Source organism: Fundidesulfovibrio sp. (assembly GCF_058402725.1).
Genome location: NZ_JBZVFJ010000101.1, coordinates 1 through 14,232 on the forward strand (window position 1 = coordinate 1; position 14,232 = coordinate 14,232).

At 68.8% G+C, this 14,232-nt stretch carries 12 protein-coding genes and 1 riboswitch; of the genes, 5 read left to right on the forward strand and 7 right to left on the reverse strand.

Going from position 1 to position 14,232, the window contains the following annotated elements:
* Nucleotides 1-75 precede the first annotated feature (75 nt).
* Nucleotides 76-1,335 (reverse strand): serine hydroxymethyltransferase, encoded by a 1,260-nt coding sequence (gene glyA, locus ACV4UX_RS13110; RefSeq protein ID WP_491593727.1) that lies wholly within the window; start codon nucleotides 1,333-1,335, stop codon nucleotides 76-78.
* Nucleotides 1,336-1,372: 37 nt separating this feature from the next.
* Nucleotides 1,373-1,456: riboswitch (ZMP/ZTP riboswitch) on the reverse strand.
* Nucleotides 1,457-1,637: 181 nt separating this feature from the next.
* Here glyA and ACV4UX_RS13115 point away from each other — a divergent pair.
* A complete protein-coding gene (locus ACV4UX_RS13115; protein ID WP_491593728.1) occupies nucleotides 1,638-2,249 on the forward strand; it encodes a Maf family protein in 612 nt (203 codons plus the stop codon).
* Nucleotides 2,250-2,264: 15 nt separating this feature from the next.
* Here ACV4UX_RS13115 and ACV4UX_RS13120 read toward each other — a convergent pair whose 3' ends face one another.
* Entirely contained in the window at nucleotides 2,265-2,846 is a 582-nt protein-coding gene (locus ACV4UX_RS13120) for a class I SAM-dependent methyltransferase (protein WP_491593729.1), read from the reverse strand.
* A gap of 140 nt (nucleotides 2,847-2,986) precedes the next feature.
* On the opposite strand from ACV4UX_RS13120, the gene ACV4UX_RS13125 reads away from it, so the two are divergent.
* Nucleotides 2,987-3,451 (forward strand): phosphatidylglycerophosphatase A family protein, encoded by a 465-nt coding sequence (locus ACV4UX_RS13125; protein WP_491593730.1) that lies wholly within the window; start codon nucleotides 2,987-2,989, stop codon nucleotides 3,449-3,451.
* 180 nt (nucleotides 3,452-3,631) lie between these two features.
* Here the strand turns inward: ACV4UX_RS13125 and ACV4UX_RS13130 are convergent, their stop codons facing one another.
* The 5 genes from ACV4UX_RS13130 to ACV4UX_RS13150 form a co-directional block, all read right to left on the reverse strand.
* Nucleotides 3,632-3,781, reverse strand: coding sequence for a hypothetical protein (locus ACV4UX_RS13130; RefSeq protein ID WP_491593731.1), 150 nt, complete (start codon nucleotides 3,779-3,781; stop codon nucleotides 3,632-3,634).
* Between the two features lie 172 nt (nucleotides 3,782-3,953).
* Entirely contained in the window at nucleotides 3,954-4,886 is a 933-nt protein-coding gene (locus ACV4UX_RS13135) for a tetratricopeptide repeat protein (protein ID WP_491593732.1), read from the reverse strand.
* Between the two features lie 106 nt (nucleotides 4,887-4,992).
* Nucleotides 4,993-5,820 carry a bifunctional DNA-formamidopyrimidine glycosylase/DNA-(apurinic or apyrimidinic site) lyase gene (mutM, locus tag ACV4UX_RS13140; RefSeq protein ID WP_491593733.1) on the reverse strand — a complete coding sequence of 276 codons (828 nt, stop codon included), beginning with the start codon at nucleotides 5,818-5,820 and terminating at the stop codon, nucleotides 4,993-4,995.
* Nucleotides 5,820-7,058 (reverse strand): ChaN family lipoprotein, encoded by a 1,239-nt coding sequence (locus tag ACV4UX_RS13145; protein ID WP_491593734.1) that lies wholly within the window; start codon nucleotides 7,056-7,058, stop codon nucleotides 5,820-5,822. The genes mutM and ACV4UX_RS13145 overlap by 1 nt, the downstream gene beginning before the upstream one ends.
* Entirely contained in the window at nucleotides 7,049-8,314 is a 1,266-nt protein-coding gene (locus tag ACV4UX_RS13150) for a phenylacetate--CoA ligase family protein (protein WP_173081090.1), read from the reverse strand. Before ACV4UX_RS13150 ends, ACV4UX_RS13145 begins: the two co-directional genes overlap by 10 nt.
* A 380-nt stretch (nucleotides 8,315-8,694) precedes the next feature.
* Between ACV4UX_RS13150 and ACV4UX_RS13155 the strand changes: the two genes are divergently transcribed.
* The 3 genes from ACV4UX_RS13155 to ACV4UX_RS13165 form a co-directional block, all read left to right on the forward strand.
* Nucleotides 8,695-9,522, forward strand: a complete 828-nt coding sequence (locus tag ACV4UX_RS13155; RefSeq protein ID WP_491593735.1) for an ethylbenzene dehydrogenase-related protein — start codon at nucleotides 8,695-8,697, stop codon at nucleotides 9,520-9,522.
* Between the two features lie 2 nt (nucleotides 9,523-9,524).
* A complete protein-coding gene (locus ACV4UX_RS13160; RefSeq protein WP_491593736.1) occupies nucleotides 9,525-12,428 on the forward strand; it encodes an EAL domain-containing protein in 2,904 nt (967 codons plus the stop codon).
* A 111-nt stretch (nucleotides 12,429-12,539) separates the two neighbouring features.
* On the forward strand, nucleotides 12,540-14,232 hold a 1,693-nt coding region (locus ACV4UX_RS13165), incomplete at its 3' end, for a cache domain-containing protein (RefSeq protein WP_491593737.1).

The window sequence follows — 14,232 nt, forward strand, 5'->3', positions numbered from 1 at the left end:
CCTTTCTCTTGCCGGGGCGAAGCCCTGGCGGGAGGCGGGGGCAGGTTCCCGCGTCTTCGCCGGTCTTCGCTTTGGCTACTCCAGCCCGGGTACGGGGAACCCGGCGCACATCCCTGCCACTTCGGCGCCCCCCTGGACGCGCAGGTTTGCGTCCAGGGGGGCGCGCAACAGGGCGTCGATCCAGCCTGCCAGGCGTTCCATCTCCTGCTCCTTCATGCCGCGCGTGGTGGCGGCGGGGGTTCCCAGGCGGATGCCGCTGGGCTTGAGGGGCGGGTTGGGGTCGTCGGGGACGATCTGCTTGTTGGTGGTCAGCCCGGCTTCGTCGAGGAGTTCTTCGGCGGCTTTGCCGTCCAGGTTGTAGCCTTGCTGGGTGTTCACCACGAGCATGTGGTTGTCGGTGCCTCCGGTGACGAGGGGCGCGCCCCGCGCAACGAGCGCGGCGGCCAGGGCGCGGGCGTTGGCGAGCACCTGGCGGGCGTAGACGGCGAAGGCGGGCTCCAGGGCCTTGCCCAGGGTGACGGCGATGCCCGCGACGGCGTTCATGTGGGGTCCGCCCTGGAGACCGGGGAACACGGACTTGTCGATGCGCTGCGCCAGCTCCTTGCGGCAGAGGATGATGCCACCGCGCGGACCGCGCAGACTTTTGTGGGAGGTGGTGGTCACCACGTCGAAGCCCGCGTCGAAGGGGTTGCGCATCACGCCGCCGGCCACGAGCCCGGCATAGTGGGAGGCGTCGCACATGGTGAAGGCTCCGGCCTCGTCGGCGATGGCCTTGAAGGCGGCGTAGTCCAGGTCGCGCGGGTAGGAGGTGTAGCCGCAGAGCACCAGCCTGGGCTTGTGGGCGCGGGCGAGGCGGCGCACGGCGTCGAAGTCGATGCTCCCGTCGGCGGGGTCGGTCTTGTAGCGAACGAAGTTGAAGAGCCTGCCCATGTGGGAGACGGGCGCGCCGTGGGTGAGGTGCCCGCCGTGGGAAAGGTCCATGGCCAGGATGGTGTCGCCGGGCTCCAGCAGGCCCAGGTAGACGGCCTGGTTCATGGGCGAGCCGGAGAGGGGCTGCACGTTGGCGTGCTCGCAACGAAAGAGCTTGCAGGCGCGCTGGCGGGCCAGCTCCTCCACCTGGTCGGTGTAGCGCTGGCCGCCGTAGTAGCGGCGGCCGGGATAGCCTTCGGAGTACTTGTTGGTGAACACGCTGCCCAGGAGGGCGAGCACTTCGGGATAGGCGTAGTTCTCGCTGGGGATCAGCTCGATGCCGGAGGCCTGGCGGTTTTCCTCTCCTGCCAGGGCGGCGAAGACTTCGGGATCGGCGGATTGAAGCAGGTCACGATGGGCGCGCATGGGCTCCTCCTCTGCGGGAAGGTTGGCATCGCGGTCGCGATGCAGCCCAGGCGAGCGGCTTGCAGACGGTTGCGCGCTCCCCCGTGGTTGCCCACGTTTCTCGCCAGTCACGCGCTCCGGTGTGTGGGAGGCGTGTAGCGCCGGGCCGGGGGTTGCGTCAAGGGCGGGGGTGGGGCAAGGAGGAGTGCCCCGTCATGCCGGTCCGCGCGGACGCGACCGGGTTGTGATCCGATCGGCGCGGCGACGGTGCACGCGCCGGACGCGGAGCCCGGACGCGGAGCCAGGAAGCAAAGGAGAAGGACGTGACCAACGGAGCATTCGTGGAGAAGGCCGACATCGTGCTGGCGTCGGCCTCGCCCCGGCGCAAGGAGCTGCTGGGGTCGCTGGGCGTGGCCTACAGGGTGATCCCCTCCCTGGTGGACGAGCCCGACCCGGACCCGGCCGAGACGCCGGGCGGCTACGCCCTGCGCATGGCGCGGCTGAAGGCGCGCGACGTGGCCTGGGGTCATCCGGGATCGTTCGTGCTGGGGGCGGACACGGTGGTGGCCGTGGGCGGGCACATCCTGGGCAAGCCCCGGGACGAGGCCGACTCCCGGCGCATGACCTCCCTGCTGGCGGGGCGGGAGCACACGGTGGTCACGGGGTGCTGCCTGATCGGCCCGGACGGCGCGACCCTCTGGGAGGAGGCCGTGGCCTCCAGGGTGACGTTCGCGCGGGTCACGGACGAGGCCATCGCGGCCTACGCGGCCACGGGGGAACCGATGGACAAAGCGGGCGGCTACGCCATCCAGGGCCTGGGCGCGTTCATGATCGAGCGCATCGAGGGCTCGTACACGAGCGTGGTGGGGTTGCCGCTGGCGGAGGTTACGGCGGTGCTGAGGGACCACAAGGCGATCGCCGCCAGAGGCGTGTAAGGGGCGCCCCGCCGCTCAGGCGTTCTTGAAGCCCATGGCCCAGATGTCCAGGAACGGTTCGGGGCGCGAGGTGGTGCGCACGTCCCGGAAGCCGACTTCTTCGAGATGGCTTTTCAGAGTGTCCGGGGTGAAGCCCGTGCGGTGGGCCATGTGCTGGTTGCCCCTGGCCAGGCTGGGCCGGTAGCCGTAGACCATGTCCAGGGGAGTAACGGGTCCGGCAGGCGGCGAGAAGACGGGCTCCAGGATGCGGCCCTCGACGATGAGCCGGGCCACCTGCTGGAGGTCCGGGCAGGTGACGAGGGCGTGGCCTCCCGGGGCCAGCACGCGCAGGAACTCCCGCAGCGCCAGGGGGACTTCGTGCGGATAGAGGTGCTCCAGGTTGTGCGAGGAGAACACGGCGTCCACGCTGTTGTCGGCGATCACCGGCATCTCGCGGATGTCGCCCACGAAGTCCGGCTCCGCCGCCGGGTTGATGTCCAGGCGGATCTCGCGCCAGGCGGGCGGGCGGTAGTCGGGCGGGAGCTTCTGGGGGTCGCGGGTGCCGCACCCCACGTGCAGGACGAGCCGGGGCGCGGCCGGTGTCGCTTCGTTTGCCATGTCCAGGCGCTTAGCCCGGCGGGAAACGCCGCGTCAAGGCGCGCCCGGCCTGCGATCGAACCACGGGAACGCATTGACGCCTCCGCTCCAGGACCCTACCCTCCACCATCGACGCCAACCCTCAGCCCCACGAGCCTCCCATGCCACTCATCGACCGCATCGCCATGAACTTCGCCTCCCTCGGCCCCCTGGGCAAACTCCCCGTCTCGGGCACCTGGGGCTCCGCAGCCGCCGCGCTGGCAGCACCGGTGTTCTTCATGCCAGCGCCCTGGGCCGTGCGCCTGCTGGTGCTGGCGCTGGTGTTCGTGGGCGGCGGCCTGGCCTGCGACATCGTGGAGCGCAACACCGGCTCCAAGGACCCCGGCCTGTGCATCATCGACGAAGTGCTCGGCCAGTGGATCACCTATCTGCCGTTCGCAGCGCTCACGCCCTGGCAACTGTTCTGGGGCTTCGTGCTCTTCCGCGTGTTCGACATCCTCAAGCCCGCGCCCGTGCGGGCCTCGGAGTGCTGGATGCCCGGGGGGTACGGCGTGATGCTCGACGACGCTCTGGCGGGAGTCTACTCAGCCATGGCCCTGGGCCTGCTCCTGGCCCTGGGCCTGTAGCCCCGGCGCAGGACGCGGCTGGAGTCAGCCGGGGCTGCGGCGCACGCCCGGCGCGCGCCTTCCACCTGAAAAGTCAGGCCCGCGCGGCGTCATTGTCCGCACGGGCCTGGCCAAGCAGTTCATGCCAGACCGCCCCCCGCGCAGGACCGCAGGCGGCGGCAACAGGCGGGGCCTGTGGCGTCACGCGCGCTTGCTGCTCTCGCGCTTCTTGGCTTCCTCGAAGTCGAGCTTGAGCATGCTGCGCTTTTTCTCGCGCGTCTGGAAGGTGAGCCTGGCCCCCAGGTAGAAGCAGACCAGGATCACGACGCCCCAGAAGATGTATGCGTTCACGCTGCCGACCTTCCCTGCCCCACCGGGGCTTCCCTCTCCGATGCCGAGGCGTCGCCCGCAGGCGCGCGCTCACCGTCTATGCGCCCCGCTTCGGACGCGGTCAAGGCGCGCCAACAAAAAAACGGGCGCGGTGAGCACACCGCGCCCGCACCATGCGTCCTGCGGCGAGCGGTTATTCGCAGACCCCGCTCTTGCGGGCGTTTTCCATCATTTCGCAATCGCCCTTCTCGCAGGCGGCCTTGAAGTCCGCGCACATCTTGTCGGGCTGGTTGAGCTTCAGATAGGCCGACCCGCGTCCCTTGTAGACCTCGGCGTCGGTGTAACCCATCTGGATGGCCTTGTCGTAGTCCTGGATGGCCCGTGAGAAGTTGGCCAACTTGTAGTAGGTGTGGCCGCGCATCACCACGGTGAGAGAGTCCTGGCCGTTGAGCGCGAGACACTTGTTGTAGTCGTCCAGGGCCTTGTCGAGGTTGTTGAGCATGAAGTTGGCGTGGCCGCGCCCCGCAAAGAAGCTGGGATTCTTGGAATCGAGCTTGATGGCCTGGTCGAACTGGCTCAGGGCCTGTCCGTAGTTGTTCTGGCGGCCCAGTTCCATGCCTTTTTCGTAGAGTTCCTGAGCGACGCCTCCGCCCGGCTCCTTGGCCGGAACGGGCGCGGCGGCCGCAGGCGCGGCGGCGGGAGGATTCTTGCGCAACGCCTCCTCGGCCTTGCGCTCGGCCTCGGCGTTGGACTGCACGAAGGCCGGATTCTTCTTGTGGTGGCGCGTTTCCTTCTTGGACTTGGAGGATTTGGACGAGCCGCTCTTGGCCTCCTGCTTGCCTTTGGCGTCGGAGGTTTTGGCGGACTTGGCGTCCTGCCCTTTGGCCGGTGGAGAAGCCTTCGCGTCGGCCTTTTTCCCCGCCGTCTTCGCGTCGGCCTTCTTGTCCTGGGATTTGGCGTCGGTCTTCTTGTCCTGGGATTTGGCGTCCTTGGAGGCCGGGGCCTTCGCGGACTTGTCGCTCTTCTGTTCCTTCTTGGCCGGTTCCGCCCGGACTGTGGAGATGCTGACGCAAAGCGGCATGGCCGCCAACACGACAATAAGATAAATGATGTATTTCAAGCGCATGAGTCTATCCAGCTTCCTTGAGGCCACCTTGTGGCCGTGGCCAGACACTAGCCGCTCGACGCCTGAGCGACAAGGGGCGCGGCCCCCCGGAATCATGAAGATTAGTTCATGTTGCCGGGGGAGGCTGGCAGGCCCGGCAAAACGTGGACGTGCGCCCGGCCACGCGGGCGGACTCCATGGCGCGGGCGCAGCGCGGACAGGGTTGCCCGGCCCGGCCGTACGCCTGGAACGACCACTGGAAAGACCCCTCGACCCCCTGGGCCGTGCGGTAGTCCCGGATGGTGCTGCCCCCGGCCTCGATGGCCCGCTGGAGCACCTCCTGGAGCGCGGCCAGCAGGGCGCAGGCTCCTTCGGGCGCGATGCGGTCCGCCGGGGTTTCCGGGTGGATGCCCGCCTGGAAGAGGGCCTCGTCGGCGTAGATGTTGCCCACGCCCGCCAGGACGTGCTGGTCCAGGAGCAGGGCCTTGATGCGCCCGGAGCGCCCGGCCAGGGCCTGGTGGAAGGCCTCGGGGGCGAGGCCCAGGGGCTCGGGGCCGAGAGCGCGCACGAAGTCCCAGCCCTCCAGTTCGCCCGGGCCGAAGGCGCGGCAGGAGCCGAAGCGGCGCATGTCCTGGAAGTGGATGGCCCGGCCGTCGTCCAGGGGCACGAGCAGGCGCAGGTGCCGGTGGGGTTGGGCCTCGGGGCGGGCCACGAAGACACGACCCGTCATGCGCAGGTGGAAGGCCAGGTGGCCGCCGTTCTCGAGATCGAGCAGCAGGAGCTTGCCGCGCCGTCCGGTTCCGGAGAAGGGCAACCCCTTGAAGTCCCTGAGGAAGGCCCCGGGATCGCCGGGGAAGGCGCGGCGATCCAGCACCTCCAGGCCCGCCACACGCCGCCCTGCGAGCAGGGGCGCAAGCCCCCGGGCGATGGTCTCCACCTCGGGGAGTTCTGGCATCAGGGGGCCGTCTTGGCCTGGGGCAGGGGCACGGCGACTTCCACGGCGCGGCCTTCGCGCAGCACTTGCAGGCGCAGGGGGTCGCCCCGGCGCATGGCCTCGATGCCCGCCTCGTGCAGGTCCTTGATGTCCTTGAGGGAGCGTTCGCCCGCGCGGGCGAGCACGTCGCCGGGAAGGATGCCCGCCGCCTGGGCGCGGGAGCCCTCCTCCACGCGCTCCACGCGCAGCACGCCCTCGCGCGTCTCAAGGAGGATGCCCAGGCGTGGCCTTGGGGGCTCGGGGCAGTAGTAGAAAGCGTTGGCCATGGCGGGATCGGGGGTCTCGCCGCCGCGCCAGGGCATCACGAGCAGGCGCTGCCCCTCGGGATCGAAGGCGGCCAGGCGCGAGGCGATGCCCCAGCCGAACTCGACGTGGCCGCCCCCGGCCACCACGGCCACGGGCCTGCGCCAGGCCACGCGGGCCTCCACGGCGCGGCGCGCCATGGTGGTGTCCCAGAGGGACTGCACGTCCACGAAGCTCTTCCAGAGGGCCTTATGCGAGGCGTCCTTGCGGGGCTGGTGGGCCTCGAAGACCTCCCGCAGGCTCTTGAGCTGTTCGGGCGGCGGCGGGATGAGGCGCGCCGGAAGACCAAGGCGCTCCTGGATGGAAAGGCTTTTCAGCCCCGAACGCCCCACCTTGCGGGCAGTCTCCCGTGGTGCGTTGAGGGCGAAGAGTGGCAGCTTCATGGCCTGGGCCACCTCGAAGATGGGGCGGTAGGCCGCGAAGGGGAAGCCCCAGGTCTTGTCCCACTCCAGCTCGGTCTCCAGCTCGTCCACGCCGATGAGGCCGTAGTTGAAGCGGTCCAGGACGATCTGGCGGTCCAGGCTGACCATCTCCAGCCCCACCACCGGGGGCGTTCCGGCCAGGGCCATGAGTTCGATGATCCGGGCCTGCGCCTGGTGATCGCAGGCCGAGGCGTGGGATTCGCCCAGGAGCACATAGACCGAGCACACGGCCTGGGCGGCCAGCCAGGCCGGATCGAGGGGTTCGCCGGAGGCGCTGGCGAACTGTCCGGGCTGGATGGGCTGGGCCTGGCTCTGCCCGGGCGCGGGGTCCACGGCGGGAGGCCTTTGCTTGCAACCCGGCGCGGCCGTGAGAAGACAGGCCAGGGCCAGGGCGGCCAGCAGGGAGCGTGCCGGGCCGCGACGCCCCCGGGGGTGCGTCGCGGCCTGGAGGGATGGTCGGGGGATCAATCCCACTTGCGCTTGTCCTCGATGGGGCGGATCTGGGCCGGCAGGGTGCCGGGGGCCAGGATCTTCAGCTCGGGGCGCAGCTTGATCTTCTCGCGGAACATGTGCAGCAGCTCGTCCTCGCGCTTGAAGTTGCTGGCCTCGATCATGAGCGTCATCTCGTCGATGCCGCCGGGGTTGGTGACCTCGATCTGCCAGCGCTTGATTTCCTCGAAGCGGGCGATGACCTGCTCCACCTGGTGGGGGTAGACGAACATGCCCTTGATGCGGGCGGTGGTGTCCACGCGGCCCACGATGTTGCCCAGGCGCGGGGAAGTGCGCCCGCAGGAGCAGGGGGCGCGGTCGATGTAGGAGAGATCGCCCGTGGCCAGACGGATGAGCGGATAGGTCTTGTTGAAGGCCGTGACCACGATCTCGCCCACTTCGCCGTCCTTCAAGGGGATGCCGGTGTCGGGATGGCAGATCTCCACGAAGGCGCGGTTGGCGATGTGCAGGCCGTTCTTCTGGAAGCACTCGTAGCCGATGCAGCCCACGTCGGCGGTGCCGTAGCCCTGGCGCATGATGAGGTCGAACTTCTTCTCCAGGTTGGCGCGCATCTTCTCGGAGAATTTTTCGCCCGTAACGAAGGCAACTTCCAGAAAGAGGTCCTTGCGCAGGTTCAGCCCGGACTCCTCGCCCTTCTGGGCCAGGTGCATCAGGTAGCTGGGCGTGCCCACGAAGCCGGTGATGCGCAGCTTCTGCATCACCTCCAGCTGGGTGGCCGTGTTGCCGGGGCCGGCGGGCATCACGGCGCACCCCAGGTTCTTCAGGGGCTCCTCGAACATGAGGCCGGTGGGCGAGAGGTGGTAGTTGAAGGTGCACTGCACCACGTCGCCGGAGCGGAAGCCCGTGGCGTAGAAGCCTTCGGTCCAGCCCCAGTAGTCGTCCTCGCGGTCCTCGGGGTCGAAGATGGGTCCGGGGGAGAGGAACACGCGGCGCAGGTCGCCCAGGTCCTTGGTGAGCAGCCCGCCCAGGCGCGGCCCCATGGACTGGAGGAAGATCAGTTCCTTCTTCTTGAGGATGGGGATGTGCTTCAAATCCGAGAGTTGCTTGAACTTGCCCACCTGGAACTGGGCGCGGTCGAAGCGCTTCTTCACGTCCTCGGAGTAGCGGTAGGCGTAGCTCAAGAGATCCTTGAGCTGGATCTGGTAATACTGGCGGCGTTCGGATTCGTCGAGCACCTCGCGGCGGGAGTAGATGCCTTCGGTGCGGTCCTTGCGGGTCATCAGGGGGCTCCTTGTGGGTGGCGGGATTGCCTCAGACTAGCAGAAAAAGAAGGTTTCAATAATCCCTTCGCGCAACAAAATCAAGTCTTGCCGTCCAGCCGGGTGGCGCGCAGGCGCCTTGCCCATCCGGGAAGTTCCCAACGGCCCTCTCCTGCCCGTCTACTCCATGAACAGAAGGATTCTTAGCCCACCAAGCGATTTGACGTGCCGTGGCAAATCCCTTAGGAAAAATGCCTGCGGGCAATCCGTCCGGGGTTTTCCCACGCCCGACACCTTCCCGGGGATCCGGATGGATTGACGTTTCCTTTATGCAGTCCGCCTCACGCTTCACGAAGTCGGCCCGAATCCTTCTTCTTGCCTGTGTCCTGCTTGCGGCCTGGGTGAACGCGCACGCGCTCTCGCCCCGCCGGGAGCTCCTCGCGCTCCGCGTGGACGACGCCCCCGACATCACGAACCCCGAAGACCCCGCATGGGCCTCCGCTGCCTCCCTCACGGTGCGCGACGCCGTGGCCGACATCGAGGTGACGCTCAAGGCCCTGCACGACGGGCAGCACGTCTACATCCAGACATCCTTCCCGGACCCCGACGAGAGCAGGCGGCACCGCACGCTGCGCTGGGACCCGGGCCGCCGGACCTATGTGGACGGCCCCGAGCGCGAGGACGCCATGATCCTCAAGTGGAGCATGGTCACCCACGAAACGGGCCTGACCCTCCACGAAAACGCCCCCTACGTGGCCGACGAATGGTACTGGAAGGCCTTCCGCTCCGACCATTGCGACCACGCCGACGACAAGATCCAGATCTATTCCGCCTACCCCGATCCCTACGCCAAGGCCCTGCTCTCGGAAAACGGCAAGGTGTTCTACCTCACACGCAAGGGCGACGAGGGCGAAGAGGCCGCGCAGGCCATCCTCTACGCCAACTACTCGGGCGATCAGACGCCCAAATACGCCTTCGCCCGGCCCTCGGGATCGCGTGCGGACGTGCGCGCCAAGGGCCACTGGCGCGAAGGCCGCTGGACCGTGGCCTTCGCCCGCAAGCTCGTCACCGGCCACGCCGACGACGTGGCGTTCTCCCTGGACGGCGCATACCCCTTCGGCGTCTCCCGCTTCGAAATCGCCGGGCGCGACCCCGAGCCCGGGACGGACGAACCGCTCTTCGGCTGCGGCGACGTGGGGGAAATCCTCGTGCTGCGCTTCAGGCGATGAACATGACCGTCACGGCCCTTCAACGCTGCGTCATCGCCCTCCTGGTGGCCTTCTTCACGGCCCTCACCTGGCTCTACGTGGACAATTCCGAGCGCACGGCCGATGCGGTCAAGGCCTTCATCCGCCAGCAGGCGGGGACCAGCGCCCTGCTGCAGAGCGCCGGGGAATCGCTCATCCAGGCCCGGCAGCTCTACACCTACATCGTCACCGACCGGTCCACGCAGGTGGGCGACCCCATCAACGTCATCGACTCCCTGACGCGCCGCGGCCTCGGCCTCGCTCCGCAACACCGCGCCGCCTTCGCCCCCTTGGAGGCCACCCTGTCCACCCTGCGCGCCGGGCTGCTGCGCATGGACGAGATGCGCCAGGCCGACGAGTTCTCCGACGCCATGACCGCGCTGACGGACGAGGTGAAACGCCATCTGGCCCTGGCGCTCATGCAGGGCGAAATGGCCGCCGCCTCGGGCGAGTTCCCCGAGGGCTTCTCCAGCTTCCTGAACAACTCCCTCCAGGCCCTGGGCCGCATCGGAAACGCCTACCTGCGCGCGCGCCCCGACAGGCTCCCCGTGTTCACGAACCTCATGGAGAAAATACAGGACGACGTGGCAAGGCTCCTGGACGACCCGGGCAACGGCCTGGATCACGCCGCCCTGGAGGCGCTGGCCGCCGACCTGCTGACCATCCGCACCAACGTCCCCAACCTGCGCGACACCAACAACGACCCCAACTTCCAGAACTACACCAACAAGAGCATGGCCGACGAGCTGCGCCGCCGCTGGGACGCGGCCATGCTCGCCGTGCAGAACGCCCGGCAGGACCACGCCAGGCGCATGGACGATGAAGCCCTGATGCGCGTCGCACGCATCCGCGCCGCCGTGAGCACCTTCAAGCTGGCCTCCGGCGTGGTTCTTGCCCTGGCCCTGGCCGCCCTCTTCGCGGCGGGGCGGGCGGTGTCGCGGCGCGTGCGCGAGTTGCGGCGTGGCGCTGCCTTGCTCTCGGCCGGCCGCCTGGACCACCGCATCCCCCAGAGCGCCCGCGACGACTTCGGCAGACTGGCTGCCGAGTTCAACGCCCTGGCCGAAGGGCTCCAGGCCGAAAAGGAACGCACCCGCGAAGCCCTGCACGCCCTGGAACTCTCGCGCGGGGAACTCGACGCCCGCGTGCGCGAACGCACGGCGGAGCTGACCCGCGCCCTGGAGAGCCTGCGCCTGATGGACTCCGTGTTCTCCCACTCCTCCCAGGGCATGGTGATCTGCGACGCGGACCTGCGCATCGTGGACGCCAACCCGGCGGCCTCGCGCATCACGGGCCACCCCCGGGAGGACATCCTGGGCCGTCTGCCAGGAGACTTCTGCGTCCCCGGCGAGGTGGACCGCCTGCGCGCCGCCCTCTACGACGCCCTGGACCGGCAGGGACGCTTCGAGGCGGAGCTCGACATCGTGGCCAGGGACGGCCGCCGCGTCCCCCTGCACTTCCTCATGGCCCGCCTGGGCGGCGAGGAGGGAAGCTCAAGCCACTCCATCGGCATCTTCCAGGATCTTTCGCTCCAGCGCGAGGCCGAAAAGCGTCTGGCTGTCCAGTCCATGCGCGACCCCCTCACGGGCCTGGCCAACCGCGCCCTGCTCTTCCGGGAGTGCGCCCGACGCATGGCCCAGGCCGAATCGCAGCGTCCCATGCTGGCCATGCTGCTCATGGACCTGGACAACTTCAAGACCCTGAACGACAGCCTGGGCCACGCCGAGGGAGACCGCCTCCTGCGCGAAGTGGCCCACCGCCTGACCACGGCGGCGGGTGACGGAGCCCAGGTTGCCCGCCTGGGCGGCGACGAGTTCGCGGTGCTCTCCGAGCCCCTGGAGGACGAAGGCCATGCGCTGGAGCTTGCGCGCCGGCTCCACGCCAGCTTCGCCCCCCTCTTCCAGACCGTCGGGGGCCTCTACCGGGCCAACGCCAGCATGGGCATGGCCGTCTTCCCCAAGGACGGCGACTCCCCGGACCTGCTCTTCAAGAACGCCGACATGGCCCTCAACCGCGCCAAGAGCCACGGCAAGGGCCTCATCGAGGTCTACACCCGCCAACTGGCCGACCAGGTGCTGGCCCGCGCCTCCCTGGAGCGCGACATCCACGCCGCCGTGGCGGGCCGCCAGTTCGAGGTGCACTACCAGCCCATCGTGCGCGTGGACCAGCCCGTCATCGCCGGGGCCGAGGCGCTGCTGCGCTGGCGGCGCGACGGGGAGCTCATCTCGCCCGGCGTGTTCATCCCCATGTGCGAGGAGATGAACTTCATCCAGGACATCACCGTCCTCCTCCTGGACGCCGTGGCCCGGGACGTGGCCGCCTGGCGCGCCGAGGGGCAGAGCCCCCACGTGAGCGTGAACATCTCCGCCGTGCAGTTCTCCGACCCGTCCTTCCACGAGCGCCTGGCGCACATCCTGGCAGCGCGCTCCATGCCCCGGGAGCAGCTGGGCCTGGAGATCACCGAGACGGCCATCATGAGCAAGCCCGAACTGGCCGCCAACACCCTGCGCCACCTCCGCGAGCAGGGCCACACCGTCTCCATCGACGACTTCGGGACCGGCTATTCCTCCCTGCGCAACCTCCAGCGCTTCCCCCTGACCACCCTGAAGATCGACCGCCAGTTCATCAGCGGCCTGGGCTCCCGGGAAACCAGGGCCATCGTCAAGGCCTCCATCGCCATGGCCAAGGGCCTGGGGCTCTCGGTGGTGGCCGAGGGCGTGGAGCGCCCCGAGGAACTGGACTTCCTGCGCGACTGCCGCTGCGACTTCTACCAGGGCTTCCTCTTCAGCCCCGCCGTCACGCCCGGGGAGTTCCTGGCCCTGCTCCTGCGCCAGCAGTCCGGGACGCTCGTGCAGGAGGAGACTTTCCTCCTGCCGCCCCTGCTGCACTGAAGCATCCGGCCGACGCGCCGGACAAAGACCCGTCATCGGAACGCCATGGCTTCCGGATAAACGCATGCCCGGCAGCGGCAACGCGTTATCCACCACAACCGGAGAGACACCATGGCTTCCCTGAGCCTGCGCACCTTCTTCGCGGGCATCGTCTGCATCGGCGTGCTTGCCGTCATGACCGCTATGACCGTCTACGTGGTCTACAGCTCCAAGCGCTCCACGCTGGAGATGCAAACGGCCACCATGCGCACCATCAACACGAACCTGGCCGATTCCCTGGGCGATTTCGTGGAACGCGGTCGCAGCGAGGCGGTTTTCCTGGCCAAGAGCCGTTCCACCCAGCAATACCTCTCCGGCGCCGACCCGGAGGGCCTGCGGGTTCTCCTGGCCAATTCCGCAGGGCGCTCCGGGCTCATGGATTCGGTCTTCGTCTTCGACACGAAAGGTGTCGCCTCGCTGGTGTACGACGCCTCCGGCCGCGAGCAGCCGCCCGTGGACATCTCCGACCGCGAGTACGTGCGCCGGGTGCTTGCCGGGGAGGACGCCACAACGCTCATGCCCCTCAAAAGCCGCATCAGTTCCAAACTGGTGGTGATCTTCGCGGCCCCCGTGCGCCTGGACGGCGGCATCAAGGGCGGAGTTGCCGTGGCCATGAGCGTGGAAAACCTGCTCGCGCGCCAAATCGACGGCATCAAGGTGGGCGGGCGCGGCTATCCGTACGTTCTCGACGGCAAGGGCATCGTGGCCCTCCACCCGAAGCGGGACCTCATGGGGCGCGACGTGTCCTCCATGCCCTTCGTGGCGGCCTCGCTCAAGAGCCCGGAGGGATATCAGCCCTACGAGTGGGAGGGCCAGGACAAGATCCAGGTGTGGCGCAAGGTGCGCGACTCGGACTGGGTGGTGGTCACCTCGGCCTATGTCGATGATCTCGCGGCAGGGGCCAACGCCCAGCGCGACGCCATGATCTGGGCCGGACTGCTGGCCGCGGCGCTGCTCATCGCGGCCATGGCCTGGGCCGCGAACCGCATCGTGATTGCGCCCCTGCGTCGCCTTTCGGAGCACACGGCCCGTATCCGCGAGGGCCGCTACGACGCCGCGCCGGAAGGCCGCTTCCGCTTCGAGTTCGCCCCCCTTGCCGACAACGTCCAGGCCATGGCCCTGGAGATCAAGCAGAAACTCGGCTTCAGCCAGGGCGTGGTGGCCGGGCTGACCACACCCTTTTTCATCTGCGACGAAAACGACCGCGTGGTGGCCTGCAACCAGCCTCTCGTGGAACTCTTCGCACTGGGCGGAACCGCCGGGGACCACATCGGGACCGAAGCGGCCGCCCTGGTGGGCAAGCCCGCCGAGACGCTCCTCGCCCGGCGCTGCCGCCTTTCCGGCCAGTCCATCCGGGACCACGAGCAGGTGCTGACCAACAGGCGAGGCGAAACGCTCTCCATCAAGGCCGACTGCGCGCCCATCACCGACCTGGACGGAGCGTTCATCGGAACCATCACCCTCGTCACCGACCTCACCGCCATCCGCCGCCAGCAGGACGAGTTGCGCCTGCAGCGCGACGCCATGGCCGACGCGGCCGGTCAGGCCTCCGAGGTGGCGGGACGCCTTGGAGCGCTCTCCCGGGAGCTGGCCGTGCAGGTCGGCCAGGCCAGCAGGGGGGCCGCCGACCAGAACTCGCTGGTGGAATCCGCCTCGACCGCCGTGGAGCAGATGGGCGAGGCCGTGCGGGACGTGGCCCGCAACGCCGGGGACGCCGCGACGACGGGCCAACAGGCTCGGGAAAAGGCCCTGTCCGGGGCGAAGG

What these genes read in the sequence shown, in the direction of transcription:
- glyA (WP_491593727.1), bottom strand. Translation starts at nt 1,335, where the DNA reads ATGCGCGCCCATCGTGACCTGCTTCAATCCGCCGATCCCGAAGTCTTC.
- ACV4UX_RS13120 (WP_491593729.1), bottom strand. Translation starts at nt 2,846, where the DNA reads ATGGCAAACGAAGCGACACCGGCCGCGCCCCGGCTCGTCCTGCACGTG.
- ACV4UX_RS13125 (WP_491593730.1), top strand. Translation starts at nt 2,987, where the DNA reads ATGCCACTCATCGACCGCATCGCCATGAACTTCGCCTCCCTCGGCCCC.
- ACV4UX_RS13135 (WP_491593732.1), bottom strand. Translation starts at nt 4,886, where the DNA reads ATGCGCTTGAAATACATCATTTATCTTATTGTCGTGTTGGCGGCCATG.
- mutM (WP_491593733.1), bottom strand. Translation starts at nt 5,820, where the DNA reads ATGCCAGAACTCCCCGAGGTGGAGACCATCGCCCGGGGGCTTGCGCCC.
- ACV4UX_RS13150 (WP_173081090.1), bottom strand. Translation starts at nt 8,314, where the DNA reads ATGACCCGCAAGGACCGCACCGAAGGCATCTACTCCCGCCGCGAGGTG.
- ACV4UX_RS13160 (WP_491593736.1), top strand. Translation starts at nt 9,525, where the DNA reads ATGACCGTCACGGCCCTTCAACGCTGCGTCATCGCCCTCCTGGTGGCC.